This window comes from Allorhizocola rhizosphaerae, from assembly GCF_003426775.1.
Taxonomy (GTDB): Bacteria; Actinomycetota; Actinomycetes; order Mycobacteriales; family Micromonosporaceae; genus Allorhizocola; species Allorhizocola rhizosphaerae.
The window spans coordinates 1-17,627 of record NZ_QJUG01000177.1; the positions used below are offsets into that span (position 1 = coordinate 1).

Below are 17,627 nucleotides of genomic sequence, written 5' to 3' on the forward strand. Positions count from 1 at the left end.
CCCACCCCGCACCCCTCGCGCCCCCGCCATGCCCAGCCCCGCTACCGCACCGACTTCGCAAACGCCCGCGAAGACACCACCACCGCGAGCAACGTAAGCGGCCCGAGAATGAGCAGTGCCTTCCACACGTACGGATTCCCGGCGTCGCCCGCAAACAGCGCACGCGCCCCCTCCACGCCCCAACTGAACGGGTTGAAGTCGGCGACGCGCTTGAGCCACGCCGGCGCATACGTCAGCGGGAGCAGGATCCCCGCGAGCAGCATGACGGGCACGACGAGCATGTTCAGCAACGGCGCCAGTGCGTCTTCGCTGCGCAGCTTGAGCCCCAACGCGTAACCAATAGAAGACATGAACATCGCCATCAGCGCCACCAACAGATAGGCGAGCAACACATCGACGAGCTTCACGCGCAGCCCGAACGGTATCGCGAGCAAGGTCACGATCACCGCCTGGAACATCAGCGTGGTCACGTCGCGGAAGCAGCGCCCGAGCATCAGCGCGACCCGGCTGACCGGGGTGACGCGGCTGCGCTCGATGATGCCGGCCCGCAGCTCGGCGATGAGCCCGAATCCGGAGAATCCCATGAACATGGCCAGCATGACGAGCATGCCGGGCACGAAGATGCGATAGGTGGTGGCGTCGTCTTGCGCCCCGAGCGCCGGCTTGAGCAGCGGGGCGAACAGCAAGAGATAGAACAGTGGCTGGATGATGCCGACCGCGACCCACACGGGGTTGCGGATCTGCAGCAGCATCTGTCGTGAGTAGACCAGCCACGTGTCACGTAGGAACTTCACTTCAGCTCTCCCTCAGGCTGCGCCCGGTCTTGGCGAGGAACACGTCGTCAAGGCTCGGCCGGTGCAGCTCGATGCCCTCGGTTTTGATGGCGGCGGCGTCCAATGCCCGCAGCACCAACGGAATCGCGGTCGCGCCGTCGTCCACGTAAAGCCGCAGGCCCGTCTCCGTCGTCTCCAGCTTGCGCACGTATTCGGCGGTGTCGAGCACCTCGGCGGCTCCCGTGCCACCGGCCGGAAGTGACACGGCCACAACGTCTCCCAGCACTTCCTGCTTGAGCTCCGCGGGCGTGCCCTCGGCTACGATCTCGCCGTTGTCCATGATGGACAGCCGGTCACACAGCGCGTCGGCCTCGTCGAGATAGTGCGTCGTGATGAACACGGTCATGCCCATGTCGCGCAGCTTGCGCACCTCGTCCCACATGTGGGCGCGCGATTGCGGGTCAAGCCCGGTGGTTGGCTCGTCCAGAAACACGATCTTCGGCTGGTGGATGATGCCCAGCGCGATGTCGACCCGGCGTCGCTGGCCGCCCGAGTAGGTCTTGCACTTGCGGTCGGCATATTCGGTGAGCTGGAACGCGTCCAGCGCCTTGGCCGCTCGCTGCTGCGCCTCGGATTTGCCTATGCCATACATCCTCGCGTGCAGCACGAGCTCTTCGCGGGCGGTGGAGTCGTCCCAGGTGCTTCCGCCCTGTGCCACGTAGCCGATGCGCTTGCGCACCTCGCCCGGGCTCTTGCGCAGATCGACCCCGGCAACCGTCGCCTCGCCCCCGTCGGGCTCGATGAGTGTTGCGAGCATGCGCAAAGTCGTGGTCTTGCCGGCCCCGTTGGGACCGAGGAATCCGAAAATCTCCCCCTCGGCCACCGAGAGGTTGACCCCGCGCACGGCCTCGACCGTCTTGGTCTCACGGCCGGCCCGGGAGCGGAAAGATTTCCGCAGTCCTGTGGTCTCGATGATCATAGGGCGAAGCCTATCGGTGGGGTACGACAATAGTCAAATTTGATTAATCCTCTGGTACCCCTCCGTGAGCCCGCCGGCCGAGCCGAACCTGGCCGCGCTCGCCTAATGCGGCGGACACCACTTCGCTGCCAGCTCGGGCGACACGAATTCGACACCGGAGTCGATCTCATCGGCGACCCGCTCGCACCACAGGACCTCGCCCTCATTGCGCGCCATCAGCAGTTCGAGCAGCCACCGCACGTTGACCGGCTTGTTGTCGGGCCCCGCCCACCCGACCTTGATCGCGCTCGCCATGCCGTCGTTGAACACGCGCAACGACCGCGCACGGCTCCTCAACGCGGCCGCGGCCTCCTCACGCGGTACCTCCGTCAAAAAGGAAAGCACGGCGATAAACGGGTCTTCGGCCTCGTGCTGCCCCCATAGATAGGTCGAGAGCAGGTCGCGGAACTGATCCTCGCCCTTCGGCGTGATCTCGTATCGGGTGCGCGCCGGGCGCCCGCCCACCTGCTCCTGACCAAGCTCGCGCAGCGCGCCCTCCTCGGCGAGCTTCTTGAGCGCGTGATAGATCGACCCCGGCTGGACCTTGGCCCACTTGTCGGCGTTCCAACTGAGCAGCTCGCGCCGCACATCGTAGCCATGCACCGGCTGCATCATCTTCACGACGCCCAGGATCATCATGCGGGTGGTTGACACGCCCCAAGAGTAGTTTCGTGCCCGTACCCGCCAACTGTCGACCATGAAGTTGGTGCCGCGAAACGCCGCCGAACATGGACGTAAGTTCATGATCAACGGGAAGAGTGGAGGCAGATCACAGGGCGGGGTTACTGGGCGGTCGCATAGACTCCGGCCATGGCCGACCTGTCCAAAGTGTTGATCGCCAACCGGGGTGAAATCGCCGTTCGGGTGATCCGGGCCTGCCGCGACGCCGGCCTGTCCAGCGTCGCCGTGTATGCCGACGGCGACCGCGACGCGCTGCACGCCACGATGGCCGACGAGGCTTATGCGCTCGGCGGCACGACCAGTGCGGAGACCTACCTGCGCATCGACAAACTGCTCGACGTCGCGAAGCGGGCGGGTGTGGACTCGGTGCATCCGGGCTACGGCTTCTTGGCCGAAAATGCGGATTTCGCGCAGGCCGTGATCGACGCCGGGCTGACCTGGATCGGGCCGACCCCGCAGGCCATTCGCGACCTGGGCGACAAGGTGACCGCGCGGCACATCGCGCAGCGCGCCGGCGCCCCGCTCGTGCCTGGCACGCCCGAGCCGGTCCCGGGTGCCGAGCAGATCGTGGCGTTCGCGCAGGAGCACGGGCTTCCCGTAGCCATCAAGGCCGCGTTCGGCGGGGGCGGTCGCGGGCTGAAGGTGGCCCGCACGCTGGACGAGATCCCCGCGCTGTTCGAGTCGGCGACCCGTGAAGCGGTTGCGGCGTTTGGGCGTGGCGAGTGTTTCGTCGAGCGCTATCTCGACAAGCCGCGCCACGTCGAGGCGCAGGTGCTCGCCGACACGCATGGCAATGTGATCGTCGTGGGCACGCGCGACTGCTCCCTGCAAAGGCGGCATCAAAAGCTGGTCGAGGAGGCGCCCGCGCCGTTCCTGACCGACACGCAGCGGGCGGCCATTCACGAGTCGGCGAAGGCGATCTGCCGCGAAGCGGGCTACCACGGCGCGGGCACGGTCGAATACCTCGTCGGCATGGACGGCACAGTGTCCTTTTTGGAGGTCAACACCCGCCTGCAGGTGGAGCATCCGGTCACCGAGGAGACGGCGGGCATCGATCTCGTCCGCGAGCAGTTCCGGATCGCGGCGGGCGAGAAGCTCAGGTTCGGCGCGGATCCCGTGCCTCGCGGGCATTCGATCGAGTTCCGGATCAACGGGGAGGACCCCGGCCGCGGCTTCCTGCCCGCACCCGGCACGGTGACCCGCTTGCGCCTGCCCGAAGGTCCGGGCGTGCGCGTCGACACGGGCATCGAGGCGGGCAGCGTGATCAGTGGCAACTTCGATTCGCTGCTGGCCAAGGTGATCGTGACCGGGGAAACCCGCACCGAGGCGCTGGAGCGGGCCCGGCGGGCGCTGGACGAAATGGTCGTGGAAGGCATGGCCACGGCTCTGCCGTTCCACCGCGCGGTCGTGCGGGATCCGGCCTTTGTGGAGTTCACCGTCCACACGCGATGGATCGAAACCGAGTGGGACAACACGATCGCGCCGTTCGCGGCGGGTGCCGAGGTGCCCGAAGACGAGGCACGCCAACGGATTGTGGTAGAGGTCGGTGGCAAGCGGCTCGAAGTCTCACTGCCCGCCTCGTTCGGGTCGGCGACCCAGGCCCCGACGGTGAAGCCGTCGAAAAAGACGACGAAGAGCCAAACCCCCGCCGCGAGCGGCGGTGCCCTCACCGCGCCCATGCAGGGCACGATCGTGAAGCTCGCTGTGGCCGAAGGGGATTCGGTGGCCGAGGGCGATACGGTGGTCGTGCTTGAGGCGATGAAGATGGAGCAACCGCTGACCGCGCACAAGGCGGGCGTCGTGACCGGGCTCGCCGCCAAGGTCGGGGAGGTCGTCCAGCCCGGCACGGTGCTGTGCGAGATCAAGTGAGTGGATGAGCTTCGGGCACAGGTGCGCCAGTTCGTGACGGAAACGGTTTCCCGCGCCCCAAGCGCTTGGCCCCATGGCGTTGGCCGATGAGGTGGGCGAGCTGGTCGCCGTCTTTCGCGCAGCGGCAGGCCTCGGACCAGCCCTCCACAGACCTTGCACCGCTGGAGAAGGGGCTGCAGTGAGCGCGAAGCTCCGGTCGCGGCCGAGCCCAACCGCGCAAGAGCACGACTGCGCCTGAACAGAGTTGACCCGGGTTCCAGTGGCTGACGCCCGAGCAGTCGACCGACGTCATGAGTGATCCCGAGCACGGAGCGCGCGTCCGGGCCGGGATCGGTGAGGTCATGATTTATCTGGTGAGCTTGGCCGGTACCCTCCAATAGATTTGGTCGAAGCGGCCAAAGGCGAAGCTCGCCTACCCGGCGCGGCGCTATCGGATCGGTCACCAGCCGGCGGGCAGCGCCATCCCCTCGGTGTAACCCGCGCTCGACTGCACGCCGATGAGCGCGCGCTCGTGGAACTCCTCCAGATTGCGCGCCCCGGCGTAGGTGCACGCGCTGCGCACGCCCGCCACAATCTCGTCGAGCAGATCCTCGACGCCCGGCCTGAGCGGATCGAGATACATGCGGGCGCTGGAGATGCCCTCCTCGAACACCGCCTTGCGGGCGCGGTCGTAGGCCGAGTCGTCGGCGGTGCGCGCGCTGACCGCCCGCGCCGAGGCCATGCCGAAACTCTCCTTGTACCGCTTGCCATCCGGGTCGAGGTAGAGATCTCCGGGCGATTCGAAGGTACCGGCGAACCATGAGCCGATCATCACGTTGGCCGCACCGGCCGCGAGCGCGAGCGCCACATCGCGCGGATGCCGCACTCCACCGTCGGCCCAGACGTGCTTGCCCAGATCGCGTGCCGCCTCGGCGCAGTCGAACACGGCCGAGAACTGGGGCCGCCCCACGCCGGTCATCATGCGCGTCGTGCACATCGCGCCCGGGCCCACGCCCACCTTCACGATGTCGGCACCAGCGTCGACCAGGTCTCGTACCCCCTCGGCGGTCACCACATTGCCCGCCACGATCGGCACGTCCGACGTGAGCGCCCGCACTGCCCGCAGCACAGTGAGCATGCGTTCCTGGTGGCCGTGCGCGGTGTCCACGACCAGAGTGTCCACACCGGACTCCAGCAGGGCGCTCGCCTTGCCCGCCACGTCGCCGTTGATGCCGATCGCCGCCGCGACCCGCAGCTGGCCCTTGTCGTCGAGCGCGGGCCGGTAGAGCTTGGCCCGCAGCGCGCCCTGCCGGGTCAGGATGCCGCACAGCACGCCCTCGTGGTCGACGACCGGGGCGAGCTTGCGCCGGCCGTGCGTGAGCCGGTCGAACGCATGCCTCGGGTCGGCGTGCGCGGGCACGGTCAGCAACTCGGTCGACATGACGTCGCCGAGCTGGGTGAACCGGTCGACGCCCACGGTGTCGGACTCGGTCACCACACCGAGCGGCCGGTTGCCCTCATCCACCACGACCACCGCCCCGTGTGCGCGCTTGGGCAGCAGGTGGATGGCATCGCCCACGGTGTCGGTCGGGCCGAGCGTGAGCGCGGTGTCGAACACCAGGTGCCGCTGCTTCACCCAGCCGATCACCTCGGTGACGATCTTTAGCGGGATGTCCTGTGGGATGACGACCAGCCCGCCCCGGCGCGCCACGGTCTCGGCCATGCGCCGCCCGGCCACGGCGGTCATGTTGGCCACGACGATCGGGATCGTGCAGCCCGTGCCGTCGCTGGTCGACAGGTCCACATCCAAACGCGAGCCGACGTCGGACCGGTTGGGCGCCATGAAGACGTCGTTGTAGGTCAGGTCGTGCGCGGGTACCGCCCCGGACAGAAACCTCATTGATTCATGATTGCAAACCGTGCGGGAAGGTGCGGGGCCAATCGGCCCGGCACCTGTGCCGGATTACCTCGACCCGGGCGAAACCCGTCCCGGCCCACGACCACGACACCCGGGGGTGGTGGCCCAGCTCGCGGAGTTGCCGATGCCGACGTTGGTCTCGGCGAAGCTGCCGTCACCGTCGCAGAATGCCACCGTTTCCATTTGGGCGGACGGCAGTCGAGCGTTGCGTCCGGTATCCGTACGCGGCGGCTCAGACCTGGTTGTTGCGCGTGGGGCGAGACCTGATCGACTGCACGTAGTCGTCGGGTGCGCCCGCCTTCTGCGCGGCGTTGGCGATCTCGTTGAGATACCACGAGGTGGGCAGGCCGCCCTCGAAGCCAACGAGCACATAGACCCAGGCGGTCACGTCGCCATCCAAAGTGGACACCCGCAGGTGCAGCTTCGTGTACGTCCCGGCGTCGACGCCCTCCACCTCGTCGAGCCGTGCCTCGTCCCACGGGTGGACGTCGTAGAGCGCCACGAAGACCCGGTCACCCTCGGAGGGGACGATCGTGGTGACCGCACCCTCCCAGCCGACAAGATCCTCTCCGGCGAAGGTCAGCCGCCAGTCTTCCAGCCAACCGGTGCCAACCATCGGCGAATGGGGGCAATAGGCCCGCATTCGTCCCGGGTCAAGGTTCGATCCGTACGCTGCGTAATGACGCACGGCGATGACGATATCCCGCGGCGAGCCCCGCTGAGAACCCGCCCGTGCGTGTCTTGCGAGTTCATTCGTAGACAATGGGCCTGTGACGAGGATCGTGATCATTGGTGGCGGGCCGGCCGGATACGAGGCGGCGCTGGTCGCGGCGCAGCTAGACGCGGATGTGACGATCGTGGAGGCGGCCGGCGCGGGCGGGGCGTGTGTGCTTGACGACTGCGTGCCGTCGAAGACGTTTATCGCCAGTTCAGACGTGGTCACGGGATACCGGGACACGGAGGAGTTCGGGATCCACTCGGACGGGCTGGAGGCGATTACTGTCGATGCCCAGGCGGTGCACGGGCGGGTAAAACGCCTGGCCATGGCCCAATCACGGGACATCAGGACCAAGCTGATCAAGGCCGGGGTGACGCTGGTGCACGGGTCGGCGCGACTCGGAGCCGATGCGCTCGGGCACACCCACGCGGTGATCGTTACGCCACACGACGGTAACGCAGAGTACATAATCGAAGCGGGCACCGTCCTGATCGCCACCGGCGCGACACCGCGCGTGCTCCCGACCGCCGTGCCCGACGGCGAACGCATCCTCACCTGGCGCCAGATCTACGACCTGCCCGACTTCCCCGAGCACCTCGTCGTGATCGGGTCCGGTGTGACCGGGGCGGAGTTCGCGTCGGCGTACCTCGCGATGGGCGTCAAGGTCACACTGGTGTCGTCACGCGACCGGGTCATGCCGCACGAGGACGCCGACGCGGCGATGGCCATCGAGCGGGTGTTCCGCAGCCGCGGCATGACGATTCTGAACAACTCACGGGCGGCGGCGGTCAAGCGTTCGCCGGGTGGCGTGATCGTGGAGCTGGCGGACGGGCGGGTGGTCGAAGGGTCGCACGCGCTCATGGCGGTAGGGTCCGTCCCCAACACCTCCGCGCTCGGATTGACCGAGTACGGCGTCGCGGTCGCGCCCGGTGGCTACGTGACCGTCGACCGGGTCTCGCGGACGAACGTGCCCGGCATTTACGCGGCCGGCGACTGCACGGGCGTGCTGCCGCTCGCGAGCGTCGCGGCCATGCAGGGGCGCATCGCCATGTGGCACGCGCTCGGTGAGGCGGTCGCACCGCTGCGCCTGCGGACCGTGGCGGCCAACGTCTTCACCGATCCGGAGCTGGCGACGGTGGGCGTGTCGCAGGCCGATGTGGACAGCGGCAAGACCCCGGCGCGGGAGGTCATGCTGCCGCTCGCGGGCAACGCACGGGCCAAGATGGCGGGCCTCGACGACGGGTTCATCAAGCTGTTCTGCCGACCCGCCAGCGGCATCGTCATCGGCGGGGTGGTCGTGGCGCCCCGGGCGAGCGAGCTCATCCTGCCCATCACTGTGGCGGTCGAAAACCACCTCACGGTCAACCAGCTCGCGCACACCATCACCATCTACCCGTCGCTGTCCGGCTCGATCGCCGAGGCCGCCCGCCAGCTGATGCAGGCCGACTCCGATTAGGCGACAAAGAGCAAACCGCACGACACTGTCGTGGTCGATCGTCAGGCGGACGGTTCGACGACAGCGCGGTTCCGGCCCGTACCGGCGGCGCAGACCGAATTCGCGGTCGCGGAATTGGTCACCCGCTACCGCGAGGCCTTGGCGGGAAAGCGGTTTCCGTCGGCTCTCCTGATTGGACTGTTCGCGCTCGACCTGAGCGGAATTCACCCGTTCGAGGACGGCAACGGCCGCGTCAAGCGGGCCATCGCCGACCTCCGGCAGGCCCTGCCGGGCATCAGCGATCAGACCATCCGCATGGTGCTGGAGCACCCGCGTCACGAGGGTGTGGTCGCGCCGGGCGGCGTGGGGCGGGCGGCGGTCTGGGGCAGATCACACCTGGATGGCCGTCCCGGGGGTCAGCCGCTCGTAGGGGCAGCCGGCCCGCGCCTTGAGGTGCCCGTCGACCAGGCCCGCGCTGCGTTCGTTGTCGAGGCAGTCGTGCAGGGCGTAGACCCGCTGCGGCCCGACCGCCCGCACGAAGTCGATGGACTCGGCGAGCTTCAGCCAAGGCCCCGCCACCGGCACGAACAGCGTCTCGACCGTCGCATCCCCCGGCACGTCGAACGAATCGCCCGGATGATAGAGCTTTTCATCAATCAAATAACCCAGATTTGGTACCCGTGGAATCTCCGGATGGATGACCGCGTGCAGTCCGCCGAAGGCGCGCACGGGCAACCCCGCGGCCACAAAGGACTGTCCGCTGTGGACGGCCGTGGCCGCGCCACCACCCCACTGCGCCGCGAACTTGCCGATGACCGCCGGGTGGGTGTAGACAGTCGCGTTTGGACGCTTCGCGAGCGCGTCGGCCAGTCGGTCGGCGTCGACATGGTCGGCATGCTCGTGGGTGAGCAGCACCGCGTCAACGCCGTCGAGCGCCTCCTCGGCCTCGCTCCACACGCCCGGGTCGATGACCAGCACCGCCCCATCGTGTTCGATCCGCACACAGGCATGCGAGTACTTTGTCACGCGCAACTGTGGCTCTCCTTTCCGCAGCACGGCTTCGCCTGAACAGGGTTACACCCGTGTCCCCAGCAGCGGCACGGCCCGGATCGCTGCGCGCCCGGCCCCCCGCGCAAGAACACGGCTTCGCCTGAACAGAGTCACACCCGTTTCGTGTTGTAGCTGTAACCAGTCTGACGGAACCACGCGGCCTGCGCGGCTCGTCCGGTACCACATGAAAAAGCATCTTCTCCTCCCGCTGGTCATCGGGATGATTGTGCTCACCGGGTGCTCGTCGAACTCCGAGAACGGGGCGACGGCAGACACCGCTGGGGTACCCCTGCCCGCAACCGCAGGCGGCGAGGGCAAGCAGCAGAGCGCGCCCGAGGCGCCCGCCAAGGAGGCCTTGGGCTACGGAAGCACCGCTACCAGCGCCCCCACCGCACCGGTTGAGGGCCGCTCACTGATTTACCGTGCGGACATCGTCGTGCGGGTGGACGATGTCCGCAAGGCGGCCGACACGCTGTCGGGCATGATCACGACTGCGGGCGGTTTCGTCGCCGCCGAGAAGCGCGTCGACGATCCACGCCAGGCCCAGGCGCAGATCACCGTGCGCATCCCGTCCAAGGAGTTCGCCTCCTTCATGGAAAGGATCGCCGGGCTGGGCAAGGAGCAGCATCGCAGCTCCAACGTCGAGGATGTCACCGAGGCCATCGTCGACTTGGACACTCGCATCGCCGCGCAACGGGCAAGCGTCGAGTCGGTGCGCCGGATGTTCGAGCGCGCGGCCACCCTGCAGGACGTGGTGCTGCTGGAGAAGGAGCTCAGCCAGCGCCAGGCCGACCTGGCGTCGCTGGAGGCCAAGAAGCGCCGGCTGGACGACCTCGTGGCACTGTCCACGATCGCCGTGACGCTCGCCGGGCCCAACACCGAGATCACGGTCGAGGAGGAGCCCGATCCGACGTTCCTGGGCGGTTTGAAGGCCGGTTGGAAGGCCTTCGTGTCGTCGGTGCAAACTGGCTCGGCGATCCTCGGCTTCCTGCTGCCGTTCCTGGCGGCGCTGGCGATCCCGGTCCTGATCGTGGTCGGGACAGTCCGCTACCGTAGGAAACGGCCCGAAGTGACGACAAGCGAAGCGACGACTAGCTAGGAGTGAGCGCCGGTGGGCGGCTACGGCACGCAGGTCCTGCTGGTGTTGATCCTGATGCTGATCAATGGCGCATTGTCGGGCAGCGAGATGGCACTCATCTCGCTGCGCGAGGTGCAGATCCAGCGGCTGGAGCGAAGGTCGGGTGGCGGGCGCGTGCTGGCCCGCCTCTCCCGCGACCCCAACCGGTTCCTGGCCACCATCCAGGTGGGGATCACGCTCGCGGGCTTCCTCGCCTCCGCCTTCGCGGCCACGTCGCTGGCCAAACCGTTGATCGAACCGCTGTCCGGGCTGGGCGGCGCCGCCGAGCCCGTGGCCATCATCGCGGTCACGCTGATCCTGACATTCCTGACGCTGGTGCTGGGCGAGCTCGCGCCCAAGCGCATCGCCATGCAGCGGGCCGAGAGCTGGGCGCTGGCGGTGGCCCGCCCGCTGGACTGGCTGGCGACCGCGTCCCGCCCGGCGGTGTGGCTGCTGGGCAAGGCGACCGACTTCATCGTGCGCGTGGCCGGGGGCAACCCGGGCGCAGCCCGCGAGGAGATCACGACCGAGGAGATCCGTGAGCTGGTCGTGGCGCAGCGCGGGTTCACCCCGCAGCAGCGCGAGATCATCTCGGGCGCGTTCGAGATCGCCGAGAGGGACATCCGCGAGATCCTCGTCCCGCGCCGGGATGTGCTGTCCCTGCCGGCCGATCTGCCCGCCGGCGAGGCGCTGCGCCGGCTCGCCGATTCGGGCCACAGCCGGGCACCCGTCATTGGACCGTCCGGATTGGACGACGTGCTCGGGGTAGTGCATTTGCGCGATCTGCTCGACCCCGATGGGACCGCGGCCGACCGCGCCCGCCCGGCGCTGTTCCTGCCCGAGACGCTGTCCGTGTCCGACGCCATGCGCCAGCTCCGGCACCAGCGCGAGCAGTTCGCCCTCGTGGTCGACGAGCGCGGCGCCATCGACGGGATCATCACCATGGAGGATCTCGTCGAGGAGGTGGTCGGCGAGATCTACGACGAGACCGACCGCGACATCGAGATGGTCGTGCACGAGCCCGACGGCGCGCTGCTTCTGCCGGGCGCGTTCCCCATCCACGACCTGCCCGACCTCGGCATCGACACGGACCGGCTGGGCGACTCCGACTACACGACGGTGGCCGGGCTGCTGCTCGACCAGCTGGGCCGCATCCCCACCACGCCGGGCGATGTGGTGAAGCTGCCCGGCCTCACCGCCGAGGTCGTCGAGATCACCGGACGGGCCATCACGAAGGTCCGGCTGCGCCTCACCGACGGGGTCTCTGACCGACGCGGCTGAGCGCACCGGGCAGGAGCCGATCGCCCGCCGCCACCATCTGTCGAGCAGCAGCGCGGTGGGGCGGCGCACACCGCGCCTGAACGTGCCCTTGACGGTGCAACTGTCGACGGCCTCCGCCGCGGCAAGGGTGGTCCAGGCGCCTAGTCCCAGGGATCGGCACGATGTCCGGGTCCTCGAGCCGGCACCTGAATCGCTTGCCGTGCCGGGCTTCGGGATCCACCCAGGTCAGCATGCGTGCCGACCCCTCGCCTTGAGAATTTTGCCAACTTGCCCGACCAGGGAAGAAGCAAGATCTACTCTTACGCGGGCCGCCGTCCGCGAAAGCGCCAGCCTAAAACCCCGAAAGTCGAGCATTGACTTAAGTTCATGATCAACGCGAAGGGGGTCGCGAGGTGGGCGGTTGTTCGGGAGCCATGCTTGGGCAAGCGTGGTCGCGCACCGTCCGAATCGGACACCACCGTCATCGCGGCGCGTTCGCTGCCGCGCCAGGCCGGCTCGGCCTGCTCGCGGAGCCGCATCCGCGACTGCGATGGGACGACAGACAGAGCACTGTCCACTTCGGAACGACCGGCTCCACGGCCGCGCGGTGCGCTGTGTGCGCACCGCGCCGGGCGGTCAGAAGGCGGAAGCGAGCGCGGCGTAGGCCGTGTGCACCATCGTGCGGATGCCGTAGCCGATGCAGCGCTCGTCCACGTCGAACGATGCCTGGTGGATGTCCATTTTGACGTCGGAACCCGGGATGCCCGTGCCGAGGCGGATCATCGCGCCCGGCACCTGCTCCACGTAGAACGCGAAATCCTCCCCGCCCATGGAGATCTCGGCCTCGACCACCCGGTCGGCGCCCAGCGCCGCACCGGCCGCGCCCGCGATCACCGCCGTGGCCATGCGATCGTTGATCACCGGCGGGATGCCCCGGGTGTAGTTGACCACGGCCTTGGCCCCGGTCGCCGCGACCACATCCTTGATCAGCTGGGTGACCAGGTCGGGCGCCTCGCGCCAGGCGTCGCGGTTGAGCACGCGGACGGTCGCCTTGGCCACGCCCTCGTGCGGGATCGCGTTGAACGACTCTCCGGCGTGGATGGAGCCGAACACCATGGACAGCCCGGCCCGCGCGTCCACCCGCCGGCTCAACAGCGCCGGAACCTCGGTCACTACCCGGGCCAGGGCGTTGACCAGATCGGCGGTCAGGTGCGGGCGGGCGGTGTGCCCGCCGCGCCCGGTCAACCGGATCTCGACCGAGTCGCACGCGGCCGTGAACGGCCCGGACCGCACGGCCACCAGGCCCACCGGGAACTGGGGCGCGCAGTGCAGCGCGTAGATCGCGACCACGTCCTTGAGCGCGCCGGCCGAAATCATTTGCGGCGCACCGGAGTTGATGGCCTCCTCGGCGGGCTGGAACAGCAGCCGCACGCGCCCGCCCAGCTCACCGGACTTGTCCAGCTCGGCGAGCGCCAGGCCGACGCCCAGCAGGATCGTGGTGTGCACGTCGTGACCGCAGGCGTGGGTCACGCCGTCGACGGTCGAGCGGTAGGGCACGTTCTTGACATCGAGGATGGGCAACGCGTCCATGTCGGCGCGCAGCGCCACCACCCGCTCGCCCTCGCCGATGTCGCAGATCACGCCGTTGCCGCCCGGGATCAGGCGCGGCGACAGCCCGGCCTGGTGCAGCGTGCGGGCCACCAGCGCGGCGGTCTCGAACTCGTGGTGCGAGAGCTCGGGATGCATGTGAATATGCCGTCGAATCGCTACCAGATCGGGTCCGTGCGCTGCCAACCATCGGTCCAGCTGGGCCGGGAGCGTATTGGGGGTCGGCTCTAGCGTCGAGGTCGTGCTTGGGGAAGCCATCGTCATCGGTGACAATGACGGCAGCGTCATCGCTCGCGTCACGGAAGATTCTCGATCTCGCTCGATGGGACAAACTTCGACAAGACTAGCCCCGGAGTGGTGACTCTGCGCAATCACTTTCTCGTGATTGATAGGCGACGCAGAGTCACGATCGATCTGGTGTGAGCGTGGCTCCGTGACCAGTGGGACAGCACTAGTGATCGCTAGCATCCGTCTCACCTCCTATAACGGGTGACTGGGCACCCTAGTCACGGATGACGCGACTTCGCTCACCCTCATCGCACACCGTGTGCGAACAGTAAGACTAGAAGGTCTCTCGAGGTCTGTGTGTCCCCCAGACATTACGCAGCGTGTGGCATACCTCGCCGACCGTCGCTCGTGCCCGAAGCGCTTCCCGCATCGGATATAAGACATTTTCCGTCGCCCCCGATGCGGCCTTCTCAAGTTCTCGCAGAGCCCCAGAGACCGCGGCCGCGTCACGCCCCGCGCGGAGCATGGCGAGCCTGGCCCGCTGGGCCTGCTCAATCGCCGGATCCACGCGCAGTGGCTCGTATGGCTCCTCCACGTCGAGGGCGAACCTGTTCACCCCGACAACCACACGCTCCCCGGAATCCACCTGCAGTGCCGTCCTGTAGGCGGATGTCTCGATCTCTCGCTTTTGGAACCCGGCCTCGATCGCCTCCACCGCCGAGCCGTATCCGAACACTCGATCGATCAGCTCGGTCGCCTCCCGCTCCACCTCGTCGGTCAGCGCCTCGATGGCGTAGGAACCGGCGAAGGGGTCCACGGTCGCCGTCAGATCCGTCTCGTACGCCAGCACCTGCTGTGTGCGCAGTGCCAGGCGTGCCGCCTTCTCCGTCGGCAGGGCAATCGCTTCGTCATATGAGTTCGTGTGCAGGGACTGGGTACCCCCAAAAACCGCTGCTAATCCTTGAATCGCCACGCGAACCAGGTTGACTTCGGGCTGCTGCGCGGTCAGCTGCACCCCGGCGGTCTGGGTGTGAAAGCGCAGCATCCACGACTTGGGATCCTTGGCGCCGAACTGCTCCCGCATGACGCGGGCCCAGATGCGCCGCGCCGCACGGAATTTGGCCACCTCCTCCAGCAGCGTGGTGCGTGCGACGAAGAAGAACGAGAGCCGGGGCGCGAAGTCGTCGACGGCCAGGCCGGCGGCGATGGCTGTGCGCACGTATTCGATGCCGTTGGCGAGCGTGAACGCGATCTCCTGCACGGGTGTCGCGCCCGCCTCGGCCATGTGGTAGCCGGAGATGGAAATGGTGTTCCACTTGGGAATCTCGGCTCGGCAGTAGGCGAACGTGTCGGCCACGAGACGCAGGGAGGGCTTGGGCGGGAAGATGTATGTGCCCCGGGCGATGTACTCCTTCAGGATGTCGTTTTGGATCGTGCCGCTGAGCGCATCGCCCGCCACCCCCTGCTCCTCGGCGACCAGTTGATAGAGCAGGAGCAGGACGCTGCCGGGGGCATTGATGGTCATGCTGGTCGACACCTTGTCCAGCGGGATGCCGTCGAACAGCACGCGCATGTCCTCAATGGAGTCAATGGCCACGCCCACCTTGCCGACCTCGCCGTGCGCGATGGGCTCGTCGGAGTCGTAACCCATCTGGGTGGGCAGGTCGAACGCCACGGACAGGCCCATCGTGCCGTGCGCGAGCAGCTGCCGGTAACGCGCGTTGGACTCGGCGGCCGTCCCGAACCCCGCGTATTGGCGCATCGTCCAGGGGCGCATCGTATACATGGTTGGGTAGACGCCCCGGGTGAACGGGTACTCCCCCGGACGCTCCGCATCGGCGGGCCCATAGACGGGCTCGATCGGGAAGCCGGACTCACTTAGCCGCCGTTCAGTCACACACCTGATCGTAGGGCCGCTCCGGCTCGCCGGGGTTGAGGTGTTTCTAACAGCCGCCGATAGGGCAGAATAGGCGCGGTTGTCAGACACCCCTTACGGAAGTTGACCATGCATTCCCCCTCTCGCGCAGCCCCCGGAGCCATCGTCGGCGGACGATATGCCCTGCGCACGGCGATTGGCCACGGCGGCATGGGCACGGTCTGGCGGGCGACGGACACGATCCTGCGCCGCGAGGTCGCGGTCAAGGAGGTCGTGCTCCCACCCGGCCTGGCACTGTCCGACCAGGAAGCGATGTATGAGCGGACGCTGCGCGAGGCCCGCGCCGCGGCGGGCCTGTCGCACCCGAGCATCGTGCAGGTCTTCGACGTGGTGACCGAGGACGGTCGGCCGTGGATCGTGATGGAGCTGCTCGATGCGCGCAGCCTGGCCGACATGGTGCTCGAGGACGGCCCGATCGCACCCCGAGCGGTGGCCAAGATCGGCATAGCCCTTCTGGGCGCGCTGGAGATCGCGCACGCGGGCGGTGTGCTTCACCGCGACGTGAAACCGGCTAACGTCTTGATAACAAAAGAGGGCCGCTGCGTCCTGACCGACTTCGGCGTGGCGAAGCTGCCGACCGACGTGCAACTGACCACACCAGGCATGGTGCTCGGCTCGCCGCACTTCATCTCGCCGGAGCGCGCGCTGGGGCACCGGTTCGGCCCGCCAAGCGACCTGTTCTCGCTCGGCGTCACGCTCTACACCGCCGTCGAAGGGCGGCCGCCGTTCGACAAGGGCGATCCGCTGGCGACCATGCACTCGGTGGTGGAGGATCCGCCGGTGCCGCCGCAGCGTTGCGGCCCCCTGATCGACGTCCTCTATGGACTCATGGAAAAGGACCCGCAGCAGCGGTGGGACGTGGCCACGTCCCGCGGCGTGCTGCGCGAGCTGCTCGCCGGCCCGCTGGCGCAAAACACGCACCCGCAGCACGTGACCGACCCCTATGCGGTGGTGCCGCAGCCGCCGGTCGTGCCACCGGTTTACGCCGACACCCGGGCCGATCGCAAGAAGCAGGTTGGCGGGCGGGCCATGCTGAAGACCGGTGAGATGCCGGCGGCGCGTTCAGGGCAGCGCCACACCACCAGCGCCCTGCCCGCGATCACGGCGGGCGAGCCCAAGCGGGCGCAACCCAACCGCATGCGCATCGCTCTCGGCGTTGGCGCGGCCATGGTCGTGCTGATGGCGACCGCGGCCTGGGCCATTCTCGGCCGTGACCCCGACAAGTCACCGCAGACGCAGCCGAGCGCCGGGCAGCAGCCGAGCACGGCCACGGTGGCGGTGCCCAAGGCGGAATACCAAGGGATCATCATCAACATGCCCGAGGGCTGGAAGAAGAAGAACGATACGCAAAATTATCTCGATCTTCACCATCCGGAGGACCGGGAGCGCTGGCTGCGGTTGCGTGTCGACCCGGCCGAGCGCAACGCGATGGCGGCCCTGCAATACGCCGACGCCAACCACACCTTCTGCAGTGGCGGCGACTACGCCAAGCTCGGGCTCACTGCGGCCAAGCTGGGCGGTGTCGACGGCGCGCAGCTGGAGTTCACCTGCACGCTGCCGGGCAAGGCACCGCGGCACGGGCTGTGGCGGGTGGCCATCATCAACGGCGCGGGCCACCACCTCTACCTGCAGACGTGGGATGCCAATTTCGCACAGGACAAGCAGGTGTTCGAGGCCGCGCTGGCAAGCTTTGCCGTCAAGCCGCCGACGGGTTGACGCCGCGCTGTGCTAGAAATCCGGAATGACCGACCTCGTCCAACGCGTACAGGCGTGGCTTGAAGACGACCCCGACCCCACCTCCCAGGACGAACTGCAGGAGTTGCTGAGCAAGCTGCCTGATCCGGTGGCCGTCGCCGAGCTCGAGGACCGGTTCGCCCGCACGCTGGCGTTCGGCACGGCCGGGCTGCGCGGCCCGCTGCGCGCCGGGCCCAACGGCATGAACCTCGCCGTGGTCCGTCAGGCCGCGGCCGGCCTGTCGCGCTGGGTCGCGGCGCGCCAGCCGGACGGGCTGATCGTCATCGGGTACGACGCCCGGCG

13 protein-coding genes and 2 pseudogenes are annotated in these 17,627 nt (G+C 68.1%); 7 read left to right on the top strand and 8 right to left on the bottom strand.

Annotated features, from left to right (window positions below; all coding sequences use genetic code 11):
• Positions 1-41: 41 nt before the first annotated feature.
• The 3 genes from DM816_RS30085 to DM816_RS30095 all read right to left on the bottom strand — a co-directional run bounded on the left by DM816_RS30085 (position 42) and on the right by DM816_RS30095 (position 2,445).
• Positions 42-794 (bottom strand): ABC transporter permease, encoded by a 753-nt coding sequence (locus DM816_RS30085; protein ID WP_117213759.1) that lies wholly within the window; start codon positions 792-794, stop codon positions 42-44.
• 1 nt (position 795) lies between these two features.
• Complete coding sequence (locus DM816_RS30090) at positions 796-1,749, bottom strand: ATP-binding cassette domain-containing protein (RefSeq protein WP_117213769.1); 954 nt, start codon at positions 1,747-1,749, stop codon at positions 796-798.
• A 105-nt stretch (positions 1,750-1,854) separates the two neighbouring features.
• Entirely contained in the window at positions 1,855-2,445 is a 591-nt protein-coding gene (locus tag DM816_RS30095) for a PadR family transcriptional regulator (protein WP_246002435.1), read from the bottom strand.
• A gap of 165 nt (positions 2,446-2,610) precedes the next feature.
• Here DM816_RS30095 and DM816_RS30100 point away from each other — a divergent pair, with 165 nt between their 5' ends.
• Positions 2,611-4,341 carry an acetyl-CoA carboxylase biotin carboxylase subunit gene (locus DM816_RS30100; protein WP_117213770.1) on the top strand — a complete coding sequence of 577 codons (1,731 nt, stop codon included), beginning with the start codon at positions 2,611-2,613 and terminating at the stop codon, positions 4,339-4,341.
• A gap of 439 nt (positions 4,342-4,780) precedes the next feature.
• Here DM816_RS30100 and DM816_RS30110 read toward each other — a convergent pair whose 3' ends face one another.
• Both DM816_RS30110 and DM816_RS30115 read right to left on the bottom strand, forming a co-directional pair.
• On the bottom strand, positions 4,781-6,220 hold the full coding sequence (locus DM816_RS30110) for a GuaB1 family IMP dehydrogenase-related protein (RefSeq protein WP_117213761.1): 1,440 nt from the start codon (positions 6,218-6,220) through the stop codon (positions 4,781-4,783).
• Positions 6,221-6,470: 250 nt separating this feature from the next.
• Complete coding sequence (locus DM816_RS30115; RefSeq protein ID WP_117213762.1) at positions 6,471-6,926, bottom strand: gamma-glutamylcyclotransferase; 456 nt, start codon at positions 6,924-6,926, stop codon at positions 6,471-6,473.
• An 82-nt stretch (positions 6,927-7,008) separates the two neighbouring features.
• On the opposite strand from DM816_RS30115, the gene DM816_RS30120 reads away from it, so the two are divergent.
• Both DM816_RS30120 and DM816_RS45975 read left to right on the top strand, forming a co-directional pair.
• Positions 7,009-8,412, top strand: coding sequence for an NAD(P)H-quinone dehydrogenase (locus DM816_RS30120; RefSeq protein WP_117213763.1), 1,404 nt, complete (start codon positions 7,009-7,011; stop codon positions 8,410-8,412).
• 30 nt (positions 8,413-8,442) lie between these two features.
• Positions 8,443-8,652: pseudogene (locus tag DM816_RS45975) on the top strand (Fic family protein); the annotation flags it as partial.
• A gap of 129 nt (positions 8,653-8,781) precedes the next feature.
• Here DM816_RS45975 and DM816_RS43045 read toward each other — a convergent pair.
• Positions 8,782-9,423 (bottom strand): MBL fold metallo-hydrolase, encoded by a 642-nt coding sequence (locus DM816_RS43045; RefSeq protein ID WP_162907987.1) that lies wholly within the window; start codon positions 9,421-9,423, stop codon positions 8,782-8,784.
• A 202-nt stretch (positions 9,424-9,625) separates the two neighbouring features.
• Between DM816_RS43045 and DM816_RS30130 the strand changes: the two genes are divergently transcribed.
• Both DM816_RS30130 and DM816_RS30135 read left to right on the top strand, forming a co-directional pair.
• Positions 9,626-10,540 (top strand): DUF4349 domain-containing protein, encoded by a 915-nt coding sequence (locus tag DM816_RS30130; protein WP_162907988.1) that lies wholly within the window; start codon positions 9,626-9,628, stop codon positions 10,538-10,540.
• 12 nt (positions 10,541-10,552) lie between these two features.
• Positions 10,553-11,839: a hemolysin family protein gene (locus DM816_RS30135; RefSeq protein WP_117213766.1), complete on the top strand. Its 1,287-nt coding sequence runs from the start codon at positions 10,553-10,555 to the stop codon at positions 11,837-11,839.
• A 615-nt stretch (positions 11,840-12,454) separates the two neighbouring features.
• On the opposite strand, the gene DM816_RS30140 is transcribed toward DM816_RS30135, so the two are convergent.
• Positions 12,455-13,894 (bottom strand): amidohydrolase, encoded by a 1,440-nt coding sequence (locus DM816_RS30140; protein ID WP_425455289.1) that lies wholly within the window; start codon positions 13,892-13,894, stop codon positions 12,455-12,457.
• A gap of 94 nt (positions 13,895-13,988) precedes the next feature.
• On the bottom strand, positions 13,989-15,551 hold the full coding sequence (locus DM816_RS30145) for an acyl-CoA mutase large subunit family protein (RefSeq protein WP_117213767.1): 1,563 nt from the start codon (positions 15,549-15,551) through the stop codon (positions 13,989-13,991).
• A gap of 108 nt (positions 15,552-15,659) precedes the next feature.
• Between DM816_RS30145 and DM816_RS30150 the strand changes: the two genes are divergently transcribed.
• Positions 15,660-17,306 carry a serine/threonine-protein kinase gene (locus DM816_RS30150; protein ID WP_117213768.1) on the top strand — a complete coding sequence of 549 codons (1,647 nt, stop codon included), beginning with the start codon at positions 15,660-15,662 and terminating at the stop codon, positions 17,304-17,306.
• 25 nt (positions 17,307-17,331) lie between these two features.
• A pseudogene (locus tag DM816_RS30155) lies at positions 17,332-17,627 on the top strand (phospho-sugar mutase); the annotation flags it as partial.

Bases quoted from the DNA above. Each gene is read 5' to 3' on its own strand.
- DM816_RS30110 (WP_117213761.1), bottom strand. From the start codon at position 6,220: ATGAGGTTTCTGTCCGGGGCGGTACCCGCGCACGACCTGACCTACAAC.
- DM816_RS30130 (WP_162907988.1), top strand. From the start codon at position 9,626: ATGAAAAAGCATCTTCTCCTCCCGCTGGTCATCGGGATGATTGTGCTC.
- DM816_RS30140 (WP_425455289.1), bottom strand. From the start codon at position 13,894: ATGCTAGCGATCACTAGTGCTGTCCCACTGGTCACGGAGCCACGCTCA.
- DM816_RS30150 (WP_117213768.1), top strand. From the start codon at position 15,660: ATGCATTCCCCCTCTCGCGCAGCCCCCGGAGCCATCGTCGGCGGACGA.